Genomic DNA, 21,947 nt, shown 5'->3' with positions numbered 1-21,947 from the left:
GAATGTTTTTTTAAACCATCCTGTTATGAGGGAGCTGGGGTGACAAAATAGAAAGAAGGGTGGGTGGGATAAACGAAAATTTAACGGAATAGAAACAGTATAAATGGAATGTAGTTTTTTAGTGCTATACGTAAGACTTTAAGGGCCTTGGTAATGTGAGCTTCAACAGATTTTACAGATATGTTCAGTTCATCTGCAATTTCACTATGTCGTTTATCTTTAAAGCGACTGAGCTCAAATATTATTCTTGTTTTTTCGGGAAGCTTTTTCAGTGTGTGGTTAAGAATCTTATTTATCTCATCGAAAATCATTGGTGACGTGTCGAGCTGGTTTAGGGAATTCTGTACAATAGCTAATTGTCTTACCTTGAGATGATCGTTGTGTTTTTGTTGAACTTTTAAATGATCGATTTTTTTTAGGCAAGTGTTTTTGCAAATCGTAAAAAGCCATGAAGACAAATTCCTAATTTCCGTGCATTTTTCCCGTTTTTCCCAAATTTCTGAAAATACATCCTGTAAAATATCACGTGAAGCCTCACGGTCATTCAGATAATGCATGGAAAAGTAGTAAAGCCTTTCAGAGTATGTGTTGTAAAGAATTCCAAAAGCCATTTTATCACCAGATGATAGCTTTTCTAAAAGTTCCTTTTCATTGTAAAAACTAATCATAGGCTATTGTTTGTTTTTGACGTTGGTTGCTCTCGGTCTGACACCCCGCATGTCCTCGTTTTTATAGCCGTTGGCCCAAAAATGGGGAAGAGAGTGTTAATCTCTGAAAGGTTTTGCTGTGATTAGATCCCACCGGATGCAATGATTTTATTCTTGCGAAAATAGCAATAATTTAGAGGATTAACATAAACACACGATTGGGGGATTTATTTCGATTATACGGTAGAGCCATTAAGTGACTGATAAAAAATGAAATACTGTGTTTGAGTCAATGATATTCATTGACTGCAAGCATTTGGATTGTCTGGATGGATGGGGACAGAGTTTCCAGAAGAAGGTTTTAAAAGTAGTGGAATAAATACTATTTATGGAGAATTTTTAAAATTCAAATAAAACAATTTTTTTTCTGAGTTAATACTTTAGCGACAATAAAATAAGTATTTTTTAAGGAGATGTTGTACGGAATTGAAGAGTTTAGTTCTCAGGAAAGTAATTGGGTTGAGAAGAGAGAATGGGGCTTCTTTTTTGATTAATTCTAAATAACCACTATCTTTGTCAATCCAAAGTGGATGGATTTGGCTGCTTGCAACCACTATAAAACAATGCTAAAATGCGATTTTAGCCTGCCAATTGTTTTTCCATCCCTTATAACTTGTTTGTTTAATCCGATTTATCCGGCGCACCGTGTGTGTTGATCGTGATAAATGTAATATCGTATTGTTATGGGATATCTATTTACTTCAGAATCTGTATCGGAAGGGCATCCTGATAAGGTGGCCGATCAGATTTCGGATGCTGTTTTGGATGAATTACTCAGGCAGGATCCCAACTCAAAGGTGGCCTGTGAAACACTGGTTACTACAGGCCTGGTAGTAGTCAGCGGTGAAATTAACACTAAAGGTTATGTGGCGGTGCAGCAGGTGGCACGCGACACCATCGAAAGAATTGGGTATACCAGTGCCGATTATATGTTTGATTCGGGCTCGTGCGGTGTGATTTCTGCCTTGCACGAACAGAGTGATGATATCAACCGCGGCGTTGACAGGGATGGAGAAGATACTCAGGGCGCCGGCGACCAGGGAATGATGTTTGGCTATGCCTGTCGGGATACCGACAATTTTATGCCGCTTCCCCTTTACCTCTCGCATTTTTTACTTCAGGAGCTGGCGGCCATCCGGCGTGAAGGAAACGAAATGACTTATCTGCGTCCCGATGCCAAATCGCAGGTTACCATCGAATATGATGATCACAACAACCCCATTCATGTCGACACCATTGTGGTTTCTACCCAGCACGATCCTTTTGATGCCAGTGATGAGGTTATGCATAAGACCATTTTGCACGATGTGGAAACCATCCTGATTCCTCGTGTCAAGGCCAAGTTGAAACCTGAGCTTCAGAGGCTTTTTCAAGATTATAAGCTGCATGTGAATCCAACCGGGCGCTTTGTCATTGGCGGACCGCACGGCGACACCGGGTTGACCGGCCGGAAGATCATTGTTGACACCTATGGCGGAAAAGGAGCTCACGGTGGTGGCGCTTTCTCGGGAAAAGATTGTTCGAAAGTGGACCGGTCGGCGGCTTATGCCACCCGTCACATAGCCAAAAACATGGTGGCGGCAGGTGTGGCCGATGAGGTGCTCGTCCAGGTGGCCTATGCGATTGGAGTGGCTCAGCCGGTAGGATTATACGTCAATACTTTTGGGACTTCAAAGGTGAAGATGAGTGACGGACAAATTGCTGAAAAAATTCAGATGTTGTTTGACTTACGCCCCGGAAAAATTATTCAACGACTTGGACTGAAAAATCCTATTTTTACCCCTACCGCAGCATATGGTCATATGGGAAGAGAGCCTTATACGGCCAATGTTAAATTTATCGAAAACGGAAAAGAGGTGAATCGTGAAGTGGAATTCTTTACCTGGGAGAAGCTCGATTATGTTGATCAGATTCGGGAAGTTTTCGGACTGTAGCATTTCTCGATAAGAAAGGGAGATCCTGTCTACTTCTCATTAGAGCCTAAATCTGTGTTTAAGGCTTTATGGAAAGAGACGAAAGGCTGAATTTGTTAACCATTGAAATGCAACATTAGGGAATAATATCAATTGAAATAATTATCGGACGGAGCGGCAATGGCTCTGTCCGATTTTTTGTGACAAGAGAAATATGGTGAAGCAATGCCAAGTCCGACCAACTGCCACTGTTCCTTCATTAATTTCGTGTTATTTTATTGCTAAATCTTTATGCCTGACACCTTATAAGGTGTTCAACTGGCACCCAATAAGGTGTTTGCCTGACACCCAATAAGGTGTTTGTCAGGCACCCAATAAGGTGTTTGTCAGGCACCTTTATAGGTTTTTGACCGACACCTCAATAGGTGTTTAATCCTCATCCTCTAATGTCGATCTTTTAACCTTTTCCCAAGCCATTGAAGCGATTTTTTCAGGGTGCAACATAATGGGGTGCAGTTTCTGTTGACATGGTGCCGGAGGCTAAAAGGTGGTCTTTGGGGGTGAAGAAGATCTTGGTACGAAAAAGTCATAGTCCGAAATTTTTAATCTACGAAACGAGTCTCTTGGTTTATCCTTTTGGCTTGTCTGCCAAATTGTTATTGAATATGGTATGTCCTATTTGTATTTTGAGCAACAAAAAAATATAAGGGTCATGCTTCATTTCCAAAATCCAACAGTTGTTGATACAAAAACGTCGGCTGCTGTTCCTCAACCTAGGGGAAAAAGGCTTCAAATCCCCGATCGTCTTATTGGGGATAAGGTTTTTCAATTTATTAGTCGTTTTTGTTACGTTGAGGCGGAAGATACGCTGCTGCTCAGCGATACCGAAGCTTTTGATGTGCGGACTAAAGATCTGCGCCCCAGACGGAGTATCGTAATTTTGCGCTCCTTAAATGAGGCGGAACACATAAACGGTTTTTTGGCTCAGGCAAATTATCAGTTGCGCCAGGAAGGATTGTTCATTTGTAATTTGGAAACAACCAGATTGCGACGACAACGTATCTTCCGGGAATCGCCGGCTTTCTCTCGAAGGGCATACTATTTCTATGATTATCTGATTCGGCGAGTTGTTCCTACCATTAAATTGACGCGTTGGTTGTATGCGCGGTTTGTTTCCAATCGTGAAAAAGTAATGTCTTATTTCGAAATGGTAGGTCGTTTGATCTATTGTGGCTTTCGGGTTGAATTTGACGAAGAGATCGATGGACGTCATTTTCTGGTGGCGCGGAAGGTGGGCCTACCTCCTAAAGCACCATTGAAAGAACGATATGGCCTTTTGTTGAAGCTGAACCGTATAGGGAAGAATGGCCAAATGTTTAAAGTTTATAAATTTAGGACAATGGTTGCCTTTAGCGAATATGTTCAGGAACATATTTATAGGAAGAATCATCTGGATCTTAAGGGGAAATTCCGGAACGATAAACGTGTCACCATATTAGGTGGGCTATTACGGAAGTTCTGGATTGATGAGTGGCCCATGTTTATTAATCTTTTTAGAGGTGAGATGAAGCTGGTAGGGGTTCGCCCGTTGAGCCCTCAGTATTTGAAGCTCTACGATCCGGTTGTGGCTAAGCGTCGCCAATCGGTGAAACCGGGTCTTATTCCACCTTATTATGTGGATCTTCCCACTACTTTGGAAGAAATCCAGGCTTCCGAACTGAAGTATATTGAGCGTTATCATAAGGCTCCTTTCAAAACGGATGTAATCTATTTTTTTAAAGCTTTGTGGAACATTTTTATAGGCGGAGCTAGGAGTAAATAGTTAGTGAATGGGAGAACGAAAAGCATTTGTTAAAGATACAGTGGTTTATGGCTTGGGAAATGGATTGAAGAAATTTATTGGATTGTTTCTTCTGCCCTTTTATACGCGGGCGTTGAGTGTGGGTGAGTTTGGGGTGCTGGAAACCTTGGGAACTACGGCTGCTTTGTTGGGTGGTTTTTATTCGCTGGGGTTGGAATCTTCTTGCGGATTCTATTTTTTTAAGGCCCCCGAGAGTCAGAAAAGCGATGTGTTGTCGACGGCTTTCTATCTTCGTTTGATTTCTTTTCTACTTATTGTACCATTGATTTTTTTTCAAGATTATTTTTCCCGGCTTCTTTTTCAAAGCCGGGATTATTCTTCTTTGGTCTTCATGATTTTGCTTTTGGTACCGGTCAACCTAATGATGAGTGAGCAGTCGCATCTGTTTCGCTATTTCAGACAACCCTGGAGATACAATTTAATTACCATCCTGAAGTCGCTGACCAATATCGGATTGGGAATCACGCTGGTGATAATGATGAAAAAGGGCGTGGAAGGGGCCGTTTGGGCCCGAATCGGGAGCAGTGCGTTGGTGGTAGTGGTGGCATTTGCCGGGTTTAATTATCACAAGTACAGCTTTCGGTTTTCCATGCACTGGGCTCGAAAATTGTTGAAATATGGTTTTCCGCTTATTTGGGTAGGCATTGCTGCCTGGGTTTTTAATAGCAGCGACCGATATTTTCTGGTGCATTACTGTGATTTGCATGAGGTGGGTCTCTATTCTATCGGAGCCCTATTTTCTCAACCGGTGCTATTGGTGAATATGGCAGTTCAAATGAGTTTTGGGGTTTTATTTTTCCAGTTGTACTATTCCGAAAAAGATCCGGGCAAGCCACAAGCAAGAAAAATGGCTATAGATATCTATCTGATCTATTTGACCGGTGCGGTTCTTTTGGCGACAACACTCTCCGTCTATGCCGATGTCATAGTTCCATTTGTTTCGACCCCCGACTATTCCGAGGGTAGCAGGGTGATCCCGTTTTTGGTGTTTTCCTACGTTGCCGCACAATCGTTTCAAACGATGGGGCCGGGAATCTCTTTGTCGGAAAAGACTTGGCACTATACCTGGATCACCGGCGTCACCGCCTTGTTGAATATAGGTCTGAACTTCCTGTTGGTTCCCAGGTGGGGCTTTATGGGGGCCGGATTAGCCACCCTTATTTCGTTTGTCGTTTACTGGCAGGTGAAGGTATGGGTCGCATCAAAATATTTTTCTGTGGCATATCCTTATTGGCGGATCAATCTCTTTTTTATTATTGCCCTGATGCTGTCGGTATTGGTCGTGTCGTGGCCACAAATAATTCCCGTATGGCTTCGGGTGGGGGTGATTGTTGGGGTAGGCGGTCTGGCATTTTTGCTTAAATTAGTCTATCCTTCCGATTTAATACATCTTTGGGATGGAATAAAAAAGTATATGAAATGAGCCTGTCGTTACTGATTCTTCTGGTTATTTCTCTGATGGCAATAGGAATATTTGCTGTTTTACGGTGGCCCGACCATGCCTTCTGGCTGATCATCGTGTTTTTATTTGACCCATCGGGACATCTGTCGGTATTGTTTGGGAAGGAAGCTTTGGGAGGTTTTTACTATCAGGACTTTTTGTATGTGATGGCATTTATTCCGTTGTTTTCATCGAAGGTGAGGGTTAAATCATTGCTTTCTTATCGGCCCTTTCTGGTATTGTTGGGCGTTCAGCTATTGTTTTTGCTTTATCATCTTTTTGTTTTTGGCTATTGGCAACCCGGCAAGGGGTGGAACTATCTGATTCGCTATGTAATGGTGAGAGAGCGAATGAGCGTGTTTGGATTCTTGTTAATCATTCCTGTCTTTGTGATGGCTCGCCGCAATCTGTCGATGTTTGTCGGTTTTTTGATTTGGACCACGTTGATTGTTTATACTCTGTTTTTTATCACCATTTTGACCAATGCCGATCTGGTGCCGGTCTGGCAGGCCGAACGTTACCGCGGAACCGGCATCATGCGATATTCCCTCTTTAGTGCGGGCCTGACCGACATGCTTGTTCCACTGGCTTTTTATATTGTTGCCGGAAAGGTGAATTATCGTTTTCGTACGTTACTGGTTGTTGCTACCGGGTTGTTTGCATTGGGCATGATGCTGTCACTAACCAAAAGTAACTACATTAATCTTTTGGGGTTGTTAGTCGGAGCCCTCTTTTTGTATTACCGTTATTACAACATCTCCTTGTCCGGGATAACCGGGATGCTGTCGGGATTTGGAATGATTTTATTGTTGTTGATGTTGATGTTGTTTCCGGAGTATCCCGGGCTGGTATGGCGTCAGGCCAAGGATCTCTGGTTGTTTATAAGTGGCGATGCTTATACCAGCGGGGTGGTGGAAGGTCGTATTCTGAATCAGTGGCCGGCACACCTGGCCCTGATAGATCAACATCCCTGGCTGGGTACGGGCGCCGACTTTAGTGAATTTTTCAGTCTGCGATTCGATCCTTCCGATTATGAAGTGACCGATTTGCCCATTACGGGGCATTTGGCCATGTATGGTTTTATAGGGCTTGGCATTTATAGTTTATTCTATGTGCAGATGTGGCGATTCCTGATAATGGGATATAAAAAGTTTAAAAGCAAGGTTGTTCACATTAATGAGGTGGATATGGCCTTTTTCTTTGTGGTCTTTGCCTGGATGGTGAAAACCTTCTTTTTTAAACCCAACTATTTGTTCAACGAATTAACCACGGGTACTTTGCAGATCAATTTGTATGCCGGAATTCTGGCTGCTCTTCTTTATCGTCAATCGAAAAGTTGAAATCACTATGGTTCCAGAAATTATCATACAGCTGGTGTTGTATCACGATGCGGTCTACTTGCCTGGGTTGATCGATTCATTACGATTGCAAAGCTATCAGCATTTTCAGGTTATCGCACTGGATAATAGTGATGATGAGGCGGCAGCAGAGACGTTCCGCCGACTGTATCCTGAAGGTGAGTTATATCGTTCCGAACAAAACCTGGGCTATGCCGGAGGGCACAGCCGGCTGGTTGAAAAAACCCTTCAGTCGGGTGCTGCCTTTGTGGTGGTGATGAATACAGACGTTCAATTGCATCCCGATTTTTTGCACCATTTGCGCCAACACATGATTCACTTCCCCCAGGTGGGTGCATGCGGTCCGGTAATACTGGAAGGAAAAGGAACGCGGAAAACCAATGTCATACAGAATTATCGATTGTATATGAATTTCCGGAGCGCAGAGAAAATCTCTGCAGATGCCGGCATGCTCCTGGAACCGGAGAATGAACTGCCAACGTTTGCCCGGGTCGATTATCTGTCGGGGGTGGCATTCATGATTCGAACCGACCTTTTAAGAGTAATGTCTTTTTTTGATTCCCAGCTGTTTTTGTATGGTGAGGAACGAGATTTCTTTTATCGGTTCAGACAAAAAGGCTATGTGGCCGACGTGGTCAGAGATGCTGTGTGCTGGCATTTTCACGACTGGAGTGCACAAAGTAGAAGTGGGTACCAAAGAGAATACTATTATCTGAGGCGAAACAAGGTGCTCTATTTTAAAAAATATGGACTTTTAAAAAGTTTGACAGCCTATCTGCTGAAAGAAGTGGCTATGGCGCCTTTTACCTTTTTCTGGTCGTTGCGAAAAGGTGGAGCGAAAATGTTTGCTACTTATTGGTTGGGCATTTGGCATGGCTTAATGGGCCGAAATGGGAAAGGTACGCTTTAACCCGAAAAATGCATTAGAAAATCTATTACGAATTAAAATTGCTGCCAATCAAGTCGCAAGCTAACTTGTTTCCATTCACCATAGCGGTGCTAAGCCTCATTTCAACAAGTTCTTGATTGATTGCACTTTTAATTCGTAATAGATTTTCTAATGCATTATTCGGGTTTAAGTGTTATACGACGCAAATGAGACGGACGACTTGTCTGACAGTTGGATTCGCTTTCTGAAAGAAAGTTCTTTCGGCAAAAGATTTTTTATCGGTTGCTTTAATATACAAAATAGCTCATTTAGTCAAATAGTTATGGTCACTGACCAGTCTTCTCAGCATTTCGATTCCAGTTTCCTTAAATTTAGTTGGCATTTGAATGATAAACGATGCGAAATGAATCGGTTTTCACCTCCGCAAAAGTCTTGTTTGTTTGCAGTGGAACCTCCAATGGTTGCTGCACGGCAGCCATAGAGCAACAGGCTCGGGCTTTGAAAAAAAGCGGTGTTGAAGTTCAATTTTTCAGGATTCAGGGCAAAGGATTGTTTGCCTATCTACGGGCCATCCTTAGGTTAAAGCGTTATATGTCCGGTCATCCGTCGGAAATGGTACATGCCCATTACGGTCTGAGTGGTATGACCGCCTGGCTGGCCGGAGCCCGACCATTGGTCGTGTCGCTCATGGGCAGCGATGTGTATGGCAAAAGGTGGTTGCGTGCCGGCGTGCGAATTTTTTCCCGGTATTGTTGGCCGCTGACCATTGTAAAGAGTCGGGAAATGGCTGAACGGTTAAAGGTGAAAGGATTAAGAATCATACCCAACGGGGTGGATATGCAGCTGTTTAGGGAAATACCCAAAGAGGAGGCCAAAGAACAAGTAGGCTTCTCCCGCAAACCGGTCATCCTATGGCCGGCAAATCCCGGCAGGGAGGTTAAAAATGTTGCGCTGGCAATGGAGGTGGTGAAGCATATGAAAAATTTTACCGGCGAATTTAAAATGGTGTGGGGAAAGCCCACCGAACAGATGGTCTGGTATTATAATGCCGCGGATGTGGTGCTGATTACTTCCAAATGGGAGGGATCACCCAATGTGGTGAAAGAGGCCCTGGCGTGTAATGTGCCGGTGGTTTCGACAGATGTGGGAGACGTAAAACGCTGGTTGCGCCATGCCAAAGGATGCTTTGTCTGTCCTTCGGATGCGAAAATGCTGGCCGGGGGAATGGAAAAAGCGCTTCAAGTTAAAGGCCGGACAAACGGAAGAGAACAAATAAAGGAATTGGATAACAAAAGTATTGTTAATCAACTATTAATGATTTATGCAGAGGTGAAGGATAAATCTTCATCCAAAATAAGGTAAGGTGATATTATGGCAATAAAGATTGTAACAGATACTGCTAGGGTGGATAAAGGCCGTTGGGAGAGGTTTGTTGGTGACCACCCGGATGGGAATATCTATCAGATGCCATATATGTATGAATTATATTGCTACACCAAACGGCAGAAACCGATAACATTTTTTGCTTTTGAACAGGATGAGCTGGTGGGATTGTTAATTGTGGTTCAGTTAAGAAATGTATTTCCTCCGTTTACGTTTTTCACGCGTCGTCAGATAATATTTGGCGGACCGCTGATAAAAGATAACGATAGCGGAATTTTACTGGCGTTGGTAGAGTCCTTGTTTGCAAAAACTGCCAGGTCGGTGGTTTATACAGAGATCCGGAATTATCGGTTGAAACTCCCGCTGAAACCGGTATATGAAGAGGCCGGGTTCTATTACGAACCTTATCTGACAGTGGTGGTCGATATCGACCAAAAGGAGGGAAAGCTCTGGGCATCGCTATCGCCGGAGAGACGTAAGAATATTGAAAATTTGAAGAACGATAGTTTCGAGATCAGAGAATTGGTTGATAAAAAGGAACTCAAAACCGCCTGGAAGGTGTTGAGATCTTCTTTTTTATCCAAAGGGAGACCCATGCCTAACTTCTCTTTGATGCAGGCGATTATTAATTCCGAAAATCTAAAACCGAAGCTAAAAGCAAAAGGTTTGTTTTTAAATGGGAGCATGAAAGCCACAGTATGGCTTTTGCTTTTCGATGACAGGGCTCATATTTGGATGGAAGGAAATCTGCTTGAGGAAAGCGAGCAATGGATTTACGATGGTTTTTTATGGGATATCATCAGAGAGTTACAAAGGGAAGGAGTCGGTTCTCTGGAAATGGGTAGCGGAGGCAGACCCGGAAAGGATTTTCTCTTGCGACAGTATAAGAAATCATATGGCGGAATGATCCGCGAAACCGGACGATTCGTTTACGTTCACAATTGGTTTTTATGGAACCTTGGCAGACTCTTTTACAGGTGGTACAAGAAGGTGCGAATTTTTTATTTCCATAAATACTATTTGAAAAGTAATGCTGCCTAAGTAAAGCTGGCTTAAAAAAAGTATCTGGTATTGAGTGGTTAGTGAATTAGCTGAAAATTGACAATATGAGGATCATGATAGACATAGGCCATCCGGCACATGTTCACTATTTCCGGAATTTTATCCGTATTATGGAGACCCGCGGACACCAGTTTCTGGTAACTGCCAGAAGCCGCGAACATGTGACAGAGTTGCTGCGCCATTACGATATTCCCTTTGAAGATCGTGGCATCGGTGGAACCTCATTGATGGGAAAGATATTCTATCTTCTGGTCACGGTTTGGAAACAATATCGCAGGGCATTAAAATTCAAACCCGATCTGTTTTTGGACTTCAGCACCATTTACTCCGGACCGGCAGCCTGGCTCACCCGAAAACCTTACATTACCTTTACCGATACCGAAAACACGAAACTTTATCGCCGGTTTATTGATCCGTTTTGTAAAGTTGTATATACCCCCGAATGTTTTCCCTCCCATTTAGGGAAACATCACCGGAGGTTTAATGGCGTTATGGAACTGGCATATCTTCATCCCAAATATTTTGAGCCTGACCCTGCGGTGCTTGAAGCCTTGAATTTGAAGCCGGGAGATCGGTTTGCCATACTTCGGTTTGTGGACTGGAAAGCCTTGCATGATCGCGGGAAAGCGGGATTCCCGGAGCATCGGAAAATGGAATTGGTGAAGTCACTTGAACGATTTGGGAAGGTGCTTATTAGCTCGGAAGGAGCATTGCCTAACGAGCTGGAATCGCATCGTTTGAGAATAGATCCCGCCAAAATGCATCATCTCTTGTTTTATGCAACCCTACTGGTTGGTGAAGGCGCCACCATGACCACTGAAGCAGCTCTTTTGGGCACCCCGGCTATTTACTTGTCCGATTTTCGGCTAGCCAACCTGTTGTATCTCGAGAATAACTATGGTTTAGTTCTAAATTTCGGGACATCAGAGAAAGAACAGTCGATGGCTCTCAACAGTGCAGAAATGCTTTTTGGTCGTTCCGGCACCAAGAACAATGCGGCGGCACAATCCGGAAAATTTTTGGACGATCACATTGACGTGACCGGCTTTATGGTGGATGCTATTGAAAATATGAAGTTGTAATGTGGATTGGAAAAGTAACTGTAACCCTTTTATAAACAGTGTGAGATGTGTGGAATTACCGGAATATTAACCCAAAATGGAGACAAAGCTGATGAAGCAGTGTGTCGGCAGATGACTCAGGTACTAGCGCATCGCGGTCCGGACGGTGAAGGCATCTTTGCTTCGGGACCCGTAGCGTTGGGGCACAGGCGTCTCTCCATCATTGACCTGACCGAAACGGGAAGACAACCCATGACGTCGGAAGACGGACAAATTGTTTTGATTTATAACGGGGAGGTCTATAACTTCAGAGAGTTACGAGCTGAGTTGGAAGGGGCAGGTTATCGTTTTCGTGGGAGTTCTGACACTGAAGTAGTGGTGAATGCACTTCATAAATGGGGCATCAAAGCCATTGAAAAATTAAATGGAATGTTTGCTTTTGCCGCGTGGTTCAGGGATGAACAAAAACTGGTGTTGGCACGCGACCGATATGGCATCAAACCGCTTTACTATCTATTTACCGATAATGTTTTTTTGTTCGGTTCAGAGATAAAAGCACTGCGAGAACATCCAGGGTTTCGGTTCGGGGTTTCGCGGGAGGCATTAATCGAATATTTTTCTTTTCAGAATATTTTAAGTGATCTCACTTTGTTTGAGGGGGTAAAGCTTTTACCTGCCGGTCATTATTTGGAGGTATGGCCGGAGCGTGGAAAGATGTCGCAACAGTGTTATTGGGATTTTAAGTTTCGCTCGGTAGCCATGGATGCAGATGAAGCAGAGACGGAGCTTCAGCGTTTGTTTGAACAGGCGGTACAACGACAGTTGGTTTCTGACGTGGAAGTGGGAGCCTACCTGAGTGGAGGCATGGACAGCGGGGGCATTACCTGTGTGGCGTCACGAAAATTTAGAAACTTGAAGTCTTTTACCGCCGGCTTTGATTTAACCTCTGCCACCGGGATGGAAATAAATTTCGATGAACGTGAGCGATCCGAGTTTTTATCCAATTTGTATAAAACGGAACATTACGAGGTTGTTCTGAAAGCCGGAGATATGGAACGAGTGATGCCCGCATTGACGACCCACCTGGAGGATTTAAGAGTGGGACAATCCTATCCCAACTATTATATTTCGCGACTGGCCGGGCGCTTTGTTAAAGTTTGTTTGTCGGGTGCGGGAGGCGATGAGTTGTTTGCAGGCTACCCTTGGCGCTATTATCACAATTCGCAAAATGGGTATCATAATGGGTTTGCCGATAGTTATTTTAAATACTGGCAGCGGCTAGTCCCTGACGATCGACGGGAAGCGTTTTTTTCTTCAACAATTCGTGGAGAAATGGATTTTGACCGGCCAGCAGCTGTTTTCAGAGGCTTGCTTACCAATGGCCAGGCCAATGTGGATGATCGGTCTCCTCAGACCTATATCAATAATTCTCTTTATTTCGAAAGTAAGACTTTTTTGCATGGTTTGTTATTGGTCGAAGATAAGTTGAGTATGGCTCATGGGCTGGAAACCCGTTTGCCATTTTTGGATAACGATCTGGTTGATTTTGCCATGAAAGTGCCGGTGGAGCTTAAATTGCGAGATTGGGAAAAAATGGTGCGGGTCAATGAGAACGATCTGGCAGGGAAAGCTCGACAGGTGAAATCCCCGTCCACCGATGGTAAACTGTTGCTGCGAAAAATGTTGCAGAAATATGTGCCGGCCACCTATTGCAATGGACATAAGCAAGGCTTCTCGGCACCCGATGCCAGCTGGTTTAAAGGGGACAGCCTCAATTATATTAAACGGTTGTTATATGATCGTGATGCACGAATTTATGATTTTATTGATTTCGGGACTGCACGGCTACTGATGGAAGAACATATGAACGGTCAAAAGAACCATCGGTTACTGATTTGGTCGCTGTTGAGTTTCGAATGGTGGCTTCGGGTTTTTGGCAACTAGTAAGTCAATAGTCATTAGTGTTGGGAAAGCAAAGGACTGTTAACTAATGACGAAAAACTTATTTTATAAAAAAGGAGGCCATGAAAGTTTCATTAGAATAGTGAAATGGATAACTGTTATACAAATGCATAAATCGAAAAATAAGAGAAAACTAAGAGTGTTTGTAGGACCGGGTAATACTGCCGGGAATGCTCACTATATAGCGCGATCGTTAAGAATGGTGGGCGCTAAGGCCAGAAGTTATGCCTATGAAAAACATGTATTTGGTTATCCCACCGATCGGGTGGTACTTCAATTTCGATCGCTGAAGAAGAAGGGGCCTGTTAAGCTTGTGAACAATCGATTTGTGCTGCATCCGTTGAATGCATTGATTCGGGTGGTATTCTTTGTGTCGGTATTGTTTCGTTATGATCTTTTTTATTTTATATCGCCCATTACTTTTTTTGAAAATCATGCGGATCTGGGCATTCTTAGGTTCTTCGGAAAAAAGGTGGCTTTTTTCTTTCCGGGCTGTGCGGAGAAGAATCCTTATGATGAGCTCAATATGATGAAATACAGTTTTTGCTGGTATTGTACAGATACTAAAAAGCAGACTTTTTGTCTTTGTAATCAGCCGGATAAAAAGAAGGCTCGAATTCGTAAGTTTGAAAAACATGCCGATTATATTTTTTCTCGTCCCAGTACTTCGGGCTATCTGAAATATCCCGAGAAAGCATGGCCCATGTGGTTGATGACCGACCCTCCGAAACAACCCGTATCTATGGATAAGTTTAGAAATCCTTCGGCAGTACGCATCATGCATTTTCCATCGCATCGCGAATTAAAGGGTACCAAATATGTTGAAGAGGCCATAACGCATTTAAAAGATAAGTATGAAATTGAATATACCTGCCGGCGGATGACCAATCAGGAAGTGTTGAAAAATTTGGAATCGGCACATGTCCTGATCGATCAGTTTACCCACACCTTTGGGTTGTTGTCGGTGGAAGGACTTTCCCGTGGATGTGTGGTCGTGTGTCGTCTGGAAGAGTGGGCCCGCAAGAGTTATCCCGACCTGCCGGTGGTGAGCTGTAATCCGGAAGATTTGGAGGAAACCCTTGCTGAATTGTTGAAAGATCGACAACGAATGGCGGAAATAGCACAAAAGTCAATGGATTGGTATAGGAAAAATGCAACACTCGAAGTGGTAGGAAACAGAATGTTGAACATCTTTAGCGATAATCACTCTTGAAAATGATGTTAATGGGCGGTAAAAGAAATATAATCTGTACGCTGACATTGGTAATTGTGTTGTCTTTCTGCAGCGTATCTCTGCTTAGGGGACAGTATGTTCCGGTGCATGTGGATGATTCCGGCATTTATGATTTTGTGGATGAATTGGCCAACGAAGGCGTGATTGATGTTAATACCATCGCAAAACCATACAGCAGAAAGGAGATTGCCCGTTGGCTGGAAATGGCACTCGATAAAGGTTCCCTCACTTCGCGTCAACGAAAGGAAGTAGCGTTTTATCTGCGCGATTACGGGAAGGAGTTACATGAGGGCAAGGTGGTCAATAAACGATTCGACCTCTTCTATTACAGCGATTCGTTGTTTCGGCTGACGGTTAATCCTATTTTGGGTATGGGCGCATTTATGTCGGGGAAAGATGTGGGATATTATCGGTATAATGGAGGAGAGATATACGGCTCGATAGGTTCTCATGTAGGTTTTTACGGTAGTTTGCGTGATAATCATGAGTCGGAAATAATAGGGGGCGAGTCATACCTGCTTCAAAAGAGAGGCGCGGTTTATAAGGGAGAAGGAACGGCTCGAGATTTCAGTGAGGCCAGAGGAGGTATTTCCTGGTCGTGGAACTGGGGTAGTTTTTCACTTGAAAAGGATCATTACATCTGGGGACATGGTTACAACGGGACCAATATCTTTTCCGGGAATGTCCCTTCGTATGCCTTCATTTCGTTGGTGGTCAGTCCGGTATCATGGTTGGAGCTGCGATATCTGCATGGATGGCTTGTGTCGGAGGTGGTGGACACTGTTCGCTCTTTCTCCTATTATGATGGTGTCAGGGAAGTATTTACCGATAAATATGTGGCAGCCAACATGATTACTGTGCGTCCCGTGCCAAGGTTATATGTTTCGGCAGGGAACAGCATTGTTTATGCTGATACCCGTGTTAATCCTGCATTTCTAATTCCTGTCATGTTTTATAAGTCAGTGGATCATACATACAATGGCGCGTCGAATGAAGTGGGGCAGAATGCACAGATGTTTTTTGATGTCAGCAGCCGACAAATGGATCACTTTCATCTCTATTCCACTCTTTTTGTAGATGAAATATCACTGAAGCGTATGTTTGATAAGGATCAGAACTCCAATTATGTTAGTCTGAAGGCCGGCGTCCGAATGTCGGGAATTCCTTCAGGATTTTCTTTTACGGCCGAATATACGCGCACCAATCCTATGGTATATCAACATAAGATACCCACTACCACCTGGGAGAGTAATGGTTACAATATGGGACATTATTTGCGGGATAACAGCGATGAGTGGTTTTTGGGGATTCAATATCGTCCTGTTCGCGGAATGTTTTGGGAGTTGTCCTACACCCGTGCACGAAAAGGAAAAGATTACCAATCGATCCTAATCAATGGGGAGGAAGCTGATCATCCTGAGATCAATCAAGAGGAACCCCGATGGGGTCTTCCCTTTATGAATGAGGTGAAATTTGAGATGGAAAAGGTATCTTTGAAGGGATATTGGCAGGTTATACATAATGGATATTTGTTTGTTAAGCTGACATTCAGTGATATAGGTGGTTTGGATAAAGAAAAATATGTTCCATTGTTCTATCTGGAAGATGATTTTTCAGGGCAGGTTGGAATTAATTTTGGATTTTAAATAGAATTGAGATCGGATGATGCTAGATAGGAAATAACCTTTAGGAATAGGAACCGGATTGAAGATATAAAATGATTGAAACATATTTATTCCTGAATCTTTCCCCAATGGGTAGAGTAGAGAGGGACAATTTTAATGATTTGTTGAGATGAATAATGATCTTAATATTCAAATGGTTGACCTGACAGGTCAATATGAACGGTTGAAAGCGGAAATAGCTCCGGCAGTGGATCGGGTGATTACCGGAGGTCGGTATATCAACGGACCGGAGGTGCATCGTTTTTCCGAAGCTCTGGAACAATATCTTGATGTCAGGCATGTAGTGCCATGCGGCAATGGAACGGACGCTCTTCAGGCCGCTTTGATGGCGCTTGATCTTCAGCCCGGTGATGAGGTGATCTCTTCTTCTTTTTCCTTTGTTGCTTCGGTCGAAGCGGTTGTGTTGTTGGGATTGAAACCGGTGTTGGTAGATATTGATCCTAAGACCTTCAATATCGATCCCGAGGCATTCAGAAAGGCCATAACCGACCGTACCAAAGCCGTGATACCGGTCCATCTGTTTGGACAGGGCGCCTCGATGGATGAGGTTATGCAAATAGCGCGAGAGCATCAGTTACATGTTATTGAAGATGCCGCACAGAGCCTGGGCGCAGACTATTCGTTGAACGGGAAAATACGAAAACTGGGAACCATAGGCCACATTGGTTGTACTTCTTTCTTTCCCACCAAAAACCTGGGGTGTTATGGGGATGGGGGCGCCTGCTTCACCAATGATGATGCCCTGGCAGAAAAACTTCGTATGATTGTCAATCATGGGGCCAGAAAGAAATATTTCAACGAACGAGTAGGCATGAATTCACGGCTTGACACCATACAAGCTGCTGTTTTGGAGGCTAAATTGAACCATTTGGATGATTTTATTTCTCGACGCCAAAAGGCAGCGGAAGTCTATTTACGTGAATTGAAAGATGTATCCTTTATAGTGCTTCCTCAAAAATGTGAAGAAGCCTCCCATACCTTCAATCAGTTTACCGTAAGAGTGACCGGTGGCAGAAGGGATGCCTTGAAACAATACCTAAAGGAGAATGGGATCCCTTCCATGGTGTATTATCCCTCTCCATTGCATCACCAACCCGTTTTTGCGCCGTATCTCAAAGAAGGGGTTTCGTTGCCGGTGAGCGAAGAAGTGAGCCGTCAGGTCCTTTCTTTGCCTATGCACACCGAATTGACGGAAGAAGAATTGATTTTTATTTCACAAAAAATTAAGCAGTTCTCATGAGTGAAAAATCTTTACCACAGATTCATCCATCGGCAGTGATCGATGACCGATGCGATATAGGCCTAGGAACGCGGATCTGGCATTTTAGCCATATTATGAGTGACTGCCGGATCGGGGCTAACTGTAATATTGGACAAAATGTGGTGATTTCGCCAGGCGTGGTGATTGGAGACAATGTCAAAATACAGAACAATGTATCGGTTTATTCCGGAGTGATTTGCGAAAATGATGTTTTTCTTGGACCGTCCTGTGTATTTACCAACGTTTCCAATCCACGTAGTGCAGTGCCTCGCAGGGGACAATATGAGCAAACACTGGTAAAGAAAGGTGCCACCATCGGCGCTAATGCCACCATCGTTTGTGGCCATACCATTGGCCGATTTGCTTTTATTGGAGCCGGAGCAGTGGTGACGCGCAATGTGCCCGACTATGCTTTGGTGGTAGGTAATCCGGCCCGGCAGATAGGCTGGATGAGCGAATATGGGCATCGTTTGAACTTTGATGACAATAACAGGGCTAAGTGTCCGGAAAGTGGCGATGAGTATCGTTTGGAAGAGGGAAAAGTAATGAAAATTAGTTAATAACATAATGACAACAAAAGAAACAGTAAAATTTGCAATTGTCGGCCTGGGACATATCGGAAAACGCCATGCCAAAATGATTGAAGATAATCCTGAAGCAGAGTTGTGTGCCGTATGTGATATCAGAGCCCCAGAAGAAACCGGGTGGGAAAACCCCAATATTCCTTATTACCGGGATTTCTCTGAAATGCTTAAAGACAACAAAGAGTGCCATGTGGTGAATATTTGCACCCCCAACGGGCTTCATGCCCCGCAAGCCATTGAAGCGCTCGGCTATAAAAAGCATGTGGTGGTAGAAAAGCCCATGGCTCTTTCCAGAGCTGATGGCGAAAAGATTATCTTTAAAGCCTTGCAGGTGTCGCGCCATGTGTTTGTGGTAATGCAAAACCGTTACTCTCCGCCCTCGGTATGGCTTAAGGAGGTGATGGAGAATAATGTTCTGGGAAATATTCATTTTGTTCAGCTTAACTGCTTCTGGAACCGTGACGATCGATATTATCTGAATAATGGCTGGCACGGGACATCCGAAATGGATGGCGGGACTTTATTTACGCAATTTTCTCACTTTATTGACATTCTCTACTGGCTTTTTGGAGATATAACCGACATTCAGGCCGACTTCGGCGATTTTGCCCATCAACATTCCACCGATTTTGAGGATAGTGGTTCTGTTGTTTTCCGGTTTGTGAACGGTGGGATGGGAAATCTGAATTTTTCGACGGCTGTATGGGATCGAAACCTGGAAAGTACCATGACCATTATTGGAGAAAAAGGGACCATTAAAGTTTCTGGGCAATATATGAACGAAGTCACTGTATGTCATGTCAAAGATTATGAAATGCCCAAATTGGCACCGGCCAATCCTCCCAACGACTACGGACCGTATAAAGGATCGGCAGCGAATCACCAATATGTGATTGACAATGTGGTGAAGACTTTAAAAGATCAAACCTATGTTAAAACCAATGCCCTGGAAGGGCTTAAAGTGGTGGATATCATAGAACGAATATATCAGCAAAAATAGTTCAATTACCTAATTAAAACCTAAACAAAATGTTTCAGAAATTAAAAAATAAAGAGGCAATGCTATCCGTTGTCGGGCTTGGATATGTCGGCCTGCCAATCGCGCTTGAATTTGCCCGGAAAATGAAAGTTATTGGTTTCGATATAAAACCTTCCCGGGTGGAGAAAATGAAAAATCACATTGATCCCAGTAATGAATTGGAGGCTTCGGCTTTTGAAGGATGTGATATCGAGTTCACAAGCAACCCGGAAGATTTAAAGAAGGCTCAATTTCATGTTGTGGCGGTGCCAACCCCTATCAATAAGCATAATCTTCCCGACCTGAATCCTTTGCTCAGTGCAACACGTACGGTTGGTAAAGCTTTGAAAAAAGGGGATTTTGTAGTCTTTGAATCGACGGTTTATCCGGGATGTACAGAAGAAGATTGTATCCCGGTGCTGGAGAAAGAGTCGGGACTCAAATTCAATAAAGATTTTAAAGTTGGCTATTCTCCCGAGCGCATCAATCCCGGCGATAAAGAACATACGTTGACTAAAATTCTGAAGATCGTGTCGGGTAGCGATGAGGAAGCTTTGGAAGTCATTTCGGCAGTTTACGGATCAATCATTAAAGCAGGTATTTTCAAAGCCAGTTCCATAAAAGTGGCCGAAGCAGCAAAAATTATCGAAAATACCCAGCGCGATGTGAACATTGCCTTGATGAATGAGCTGTCGCTTATATTTAACCGGTTAAATATTAATACTTATGAGGTGCTTGAGGCAGCCGGCACAAAATGGAACTTCTTGCGGTTCTTCCCGGGGTTGGTTGGCGGTCACTGTATCGGTGTCGATCCTTACTACCTTACCTACAAAGCCAACGAGCTGGGATATCATTCCAAAATTATTACCGGCGGACGCTTCATTAATGATGCTATGGGACCCTATGTTGCCAAACAGGTGGTTAAAAAGTTGATATCCAAAGGACATAAAATTAACGGTTCGCGAGTGCTGATCATGGGTGCTACCTTTAAGGAAAACGTCAGTGACATTAGAAATTCAAAAGTGGCAGATGTCTATAAAGAACTGAGATCATTTAGTGTAAATGTTGACGTTGCAGATCCTCATGCTTCTTCCGAAGAACTTATGGAAGAGTATGGTTATGGTCTGGTGGATAAGATTGATAAAAAGTATCATGCTGTTATCTTAGCCGTTAACCATGATGAGTACATGAAGCTTGATGAGTCTTATTTTAAATCCATCACCGTTGAAAATCCATTATTTGTGGATGTTAAAGGTGTCTTTCGGGGGAAGATCAAGGAGATGACCTACTGGAGTTTGTAATACCAAGTGCCAATGTCTAAAAAACGCACCATTCTTTTTCTTTTGCCGGCCCCCTTTGTTCAGAAACCTAATGAACCGGGTTTTCAGGTTCAAACCCAAAATTTCCGGACCACCTTTGGTTTTGTGGTTCCCGAGCTCAGGCGCAGGAATCTGGAGGTTGAATTGGTTTCTTTAAGCAATACGCCTCAACAAGTGCAGAATGGGGTGGGTTTTTTACAAACTTCGGGACTGGATAAATCGTGTCGTGCGTTTTTCTTTCAACGCAGGATGGGGCGCGGTAAATTGCTCCCTCAGCTATTGCAGTTTATTATCAATGTATGGCATTTGAAATCGAGATTGTCAAAGGCCTACATTGTTTACGGGTATAATGATGTGGGAACGCTTTACGGAGCCCTTCTAAAGCTTTTTTTTCATTACCGGTTGGTCTACGACATGAGGGGCGACCGTTCCAATGAGATGGCCGTGCAGGGTGCCCCCCGGTGGCGGGTCATCTTTTACCGGATGATCAGAAACTTCTGTTTGCGGCGGTGCGATTTGGTATTTACGGTTTCAACGGACTGTCCGGGGCTTCCAAAAGGAAGGAGGCATATTCCCAAGTTCAATTTTTACGATGGCAGGTTTTTCTATTATGATGCCCGACAGGCTGCCCAAAAAAGGAAGGGACTCGAACTAGAGGACCGGTTTGTGTGGGTATATAGTGGTACGGACAAATATTACCAGATGGTTCCGGAGATGGTTCGTTTTTTTGCCGACTTTTTAAAGTTATGTCCGGATGCATGGTTTATGATCAATTTACCCAAGCCTTCTGAGAAGTTCAGAGAAGAATTGGAAAAGAGCCAAATACCTCCTTCCGCGTGGGGGATGTTTCATCTTAATCAAGAATCCCTTAATCAGTACCAAATGGTGGCTGATATGGCTTTTCTCATTCGTGAAGATTTGCCACTGAATCATCAAGCTTTTCCTACCAAGTTTTCGGAATACCTTGCCAGTGGGGTTCCTGTTTTGATCACGGAGCATGTCCATTCACTGGTTAAACTGGTTGAGGAATTTAAGGTTGGGGAAATATGGAAAGAAAGCGAGACCGTCTTGGAGGTGCAGAAACGAATTTTGAAATATCGGGCAAACCGGGACGTGAAAGAAAGATGCGCTTCCTTTGCCCAATCTCGCTTGTCATGGCAAAACAATGCAACATGGCTGACAGATAAGCTGGTGTCTTTGCTTTGAAAA

The 21,947-nt window shown here is 43.6% G+C and carries 17 protein-coding genes; 16 read left to right on the top strand and 1 reads right to left on the bottom strand.

The features are described from left to right. Positions 1–80 precede the first annotated feature (80 nt). Positions 81–668 carry an RNA polymerase sigma-70 factor gene (locus ACT29H_RS02475; protein WP_444820011.1) on the bottom strand — a complete coding sequence of 196 codons (588 nt, stop codon included), beginning with the start codon at positions 666–668 and terminating at the stop codon, positions 81–83. A 722-nt stretch (positions 669–1,390) separates the two neighbouring features. Here ACT29H_RS02475 and metK point away from each other — a divergent pair. From metK to ACT29H_RS02395, 16 genes are all read left to right on the top strand, one after another. Beyond that, a complete protein-coding gene (gene metK, locus ACT29H_RS02470) occupies positions 1,391–2,641 on the top strand; it encodes a methionine adenosyltransferase (RefSeq protein WP_444820010.1) in 1,251 nt (416 codons plus the stop codon). 691 nt (positions 2,642–3,332) lie between these two features. After that, positions 3,333–4,442, top strand: coding sequence for a sugar transferase (locus ACT29H_RS02465; protein ID WP_444820009.1), 1,110 nt, complete (start codon positions 3,333–3,335; stop codon positions 4,440–4,442). A gap of 7 nt (positions 4,443–4,449) precedes the next feature. After that, positions 4,450–5,904, top strand: coding sequence for a lipopolysaccharide biosynthesis protein (locus ACT29H_RS02460; RefSeq protein ID WP_444820008.1), 1,455 nt, complete (start codon positions 4,450–4,452; stop codon positions 5,902–5,904). Next, the gene (locus ACT29H_RS02455) at positions 5,901–7,262 is read left to right on the top strand and encodes a hypothetical protein (protein ID WP_444820007.1); all 1,362 of its coding nucleotides are present in this window, start codon (positions 5,901–5,903) and stop codon (positions 7,260–7,262) included. Before ACT29H_RS02460 ends, ACT29H_RS02455 begins: the two co-directional genes overlap by 4 nt. Before the next feature lie 7 nt (positions 7,263–7,269). After that, the gene (locus ACT29H_RS02450; protein WP_444820006.1) at positions 7,270–8,190 is read left to right on the top strand and encodes a glycosyltransferase; all 921 of its coding nucleotides are present in this window, start codon (positions 7,270–7,272) and stop codon (positions 8,188–8,190) included. Positions 8,191–8,565: 375 nt separating this feature from the next. Then, positions 8,566–9,531: a glycosyltransferase family 4 protein gene (locus ACT29H_RS02445; protein ID WP_444820005.1), complete on the top strand. Its 966-nt coding sequence runs from the start codon at positions 8,566–8,568 to the stop codon at positions 9,529–9,531. Between the two features lie 9 nt (positions 9,532–9,540). Beyond that, positions 9,541–10,593, top strand: coding sequence for a hypothetical protein (locus tag ACT29H_RS02440; protein ID WP_444820004.1), 1,053 nt, complete (start codon positions 9,541–9,543; stop codon positions 10,591–10,593). A 65-nt stretch (positions 10,594–10,658) separates the two neighbouring features. Continuing rightward, positions 10,659–11,696 carry a DUF354 domain-containing protein gene (locus tag ACT29H_RS02435; RefSeq protein WP_444820003.1) on the top strand — a complete coding sequence of 346 codons (1,038 nt, stop codon included), beginning with the start codon at positions 10,659–10,661 and terminating at the stop codon, positions 11,694–11,696. Between the two features lie 45 nt (positions 11,697–11,741). Then, a complete protein-coding gene (gene asnB / locus ACT29H_RS02430) occupies positions 11,742–13,619 on the top strand; it encodes an asparagine synthase (glutamine-hydrolyzing) (RefSeq protein ID WP_444820002.1) in 1,878 nt (625 codons plus the stop codon). A gap of 124 nt (positions 13,620–13,743) precedes the next feature. Beyond that, the gene (locus ACT29H_RS02425; RefSeq protein WP_444820001.1) at positions 13,744–14,850 is read left to right on the top strand and encodes a glycosyltransferase; all 1,107 of its coding nucleotides are present in this window, start codon (positions 13,744–13,746) and stop codon (positions 14,848–14,850) included. An 11-nt stretch (positions 14,851–14,861) separates the two neighbouring features. Continuing rightward, a complete protein-coding gene (locus ACT29H_RS02420; protein ID WP_444820000.1) occupies positions 14,862–16,517 on the top strand; it encodes a hypothetical protein in 1,656 nt (551 codons plus the stop codon). Between the two features lie 148 nt (positions 16,518–16,665). Continuing rightward, a complete protein-coding gene (locus ACT29H_RS02415) occupies positions 16,666–17,796 on the top strand; it encodes a DegT/DnrJ/EryC1/StrS family aminotransferase (protein WP_444819999.1) in 1,131 nt (376 codons plus the stop codon). Next, a complete protein-coding gene (locus ACT29H_RS02410) occupies positions 17,793–18,377 on the top strand; it encodes an acyltransferase (RefSeq protein ID WP_444819998.1) in 585 nt (194 codons plus the stop codon). Before ACT29H_RS02415 ends, ACT29H_RS02410 begins: the two co-directional genes overlap by 4 nt. A 7-nt stretch (positions 18,378–18,384) precedes the next feature. Then, positions 18,385–19,401: a Gfo/Idh/MocA family protein gene (locus tag ACT29H_RS02405; RefSeq protein WP_444819997.1), complete on the top strand. Its 1,017-nt coding sequence runs from the start codon at positions 18,385–18,387 to the stop codon at positions 19,399–19,401. A 29-nt stretch (positions 19,402–19,430) separates the two neighbouring features. Beyond that, positions 19,431–20,720, top strand: a complete 1,290-nt coding sequence (locus ACT29H_RS02400) for a nucleotide sugar dehydrogenase (protein ID WP_444819996.1) — start codon at positions 19,431–19,433, stop codon at positions 20,718–20,720. A gap of 12 nt (positions 20,721–20,732) precedes the next feature. After that, on the top strand, positions 20,733–21,944 hold the full coding sequence (locus tag ACT29H_RS02395) for a glycosyl transferase (protein ID WP_444819995.1): 1,212 nt from the start codon (positions 20,733–20,735) through the stop codon (positions 21,942–21,944). Positions 21,945–21,947 lie beyond the last annotated feature (3 nt).

The sequence above is a fragment of the Thermophagus sp. OGC60D27 genome, from assembly GCF_052400625.1.
In the GTDB taxonomy this organism is placed as follows: domain Bacteria; phylum Bacteroidota; class Bacteroidia; order Bacteroidales; family Marinilabiliaceae; genus Thermophagus.
Note: the sequence above shows the minus strand (reverse complement) of the source record. Positions and strands in the feature narration are given on the sequence as shown.

Coding starts and splice junctions, on each gene's coding strand:
- ACT29H_RS02475 (WP_444820011.1), bottom strand. CDS start 668: ATGATTAGTTTTTACAATGAAAAGGAACTTTTAGAAAAGCTATCATCT.
- metK (WP_444820010.1), top strand. CDS start 1,391: ATGGGATATCTATTTACTTCAGAATCTGTATCGGAAGGGCATCCTGAT.
- ACT29H_RS02465 (WP_444820009.1), top strand. CDS start 3,333: ATGCTTCATTTCCAAAATCCAACAGTTGTTGATACAAAAACGTCGGCT.
- ACT29H_RS02460 (WP_444820008.1), top strand. CDS start 4,450: ATGGGAGAACGAAAAGCATTTGTTAAAGATACAGTGGTTTATGGCTTG.
- ACT29H_RS02455 (WP_444820007.1), top strand. CDS start 5,901: ATGAGCCTGTCGTTACTGATTCTTCTGGTTATTTCTCTGATGGCAATA.
- ACT29H_RS02450 (WP_444820006.1), top strand. CDS start 7,270: ATGGTTCCAGAAATTATCATACAGCTGGTGTTGTATCACGATGCGGTC.
- ACT29H_RS02445 (WP_444820005.1), top strand. CDS start 8,566: ATGCGAAATGAATCGGTTTTCACCTCCGCAAAAGTCTTGTTTGTTTGC.
- ACT29H_RS02440 (WP_444820004.1), top strand. CDS start 9,541: ATGGCAATAAAGATTGTAACAGATACTGCTAGGGTGGATAAAGGCCGT.
- ACT29H_RS02435 (WP_444820003.1), top strand. CDS start 10,659: ATGAGGATCATGATAGACATAGGCCATCCGGCACATGTTCACTATTTC.
- asnB (WP_444820002.1), top strand. CDS start 11,742: ATGTGTGGAATTACCGGAATATTAACCCAAAATGGAGACAAAGCTGAT.
- ACT29H_RS02425 (WP_444820001.1), top strand. CDS start 13,744: ATGCATAAATCGAAAAATAAGAGAAAACTAAGAGTGTTTGTAGGACCG.
- ACT29H_RS02420 (WP_444820000.1), top strand. CDS start 14,862: ATGGGCGGTAAAAGAAATATAATCTGTACGCTGACATTGGTAATTGTG.
- ACT29H_RS02415 (WP_444819999.1), top strand. CDS start 16,666: ATGAATAATGATCTTAATATTCAAATGGTTGACCTGACAGGTCAATAT.
- ACT29H_RS02410 (WP_444819998.1), top strand. CDS start 17,793: ATGAGTGAAAAATCTTTACCACAGATTCATCCATCGGCAGTGATCGAT.
- ACT29H_RS02405 (WP_444819997.1), top strand. CDS start 18,385: ATGACAACAAAAGAAACAGTAAAATTTGCAATTGTCGGCCTGGGACAT.
- ACT29H_RS02400 (WP_444819996.1), top strand. CDS start 19,431: ATGTTTCAGAAATTAAAAAATAAAGAGGCAATGCTATCCGTTGTCGGG.
- ACT29H_RS02395 (WP_444819995.1), top strand. CDS start 20,733: ATGTCTAAAAAACGCACCATTCTTTTTCTTTTGCCGGCCCCCTTTGTT.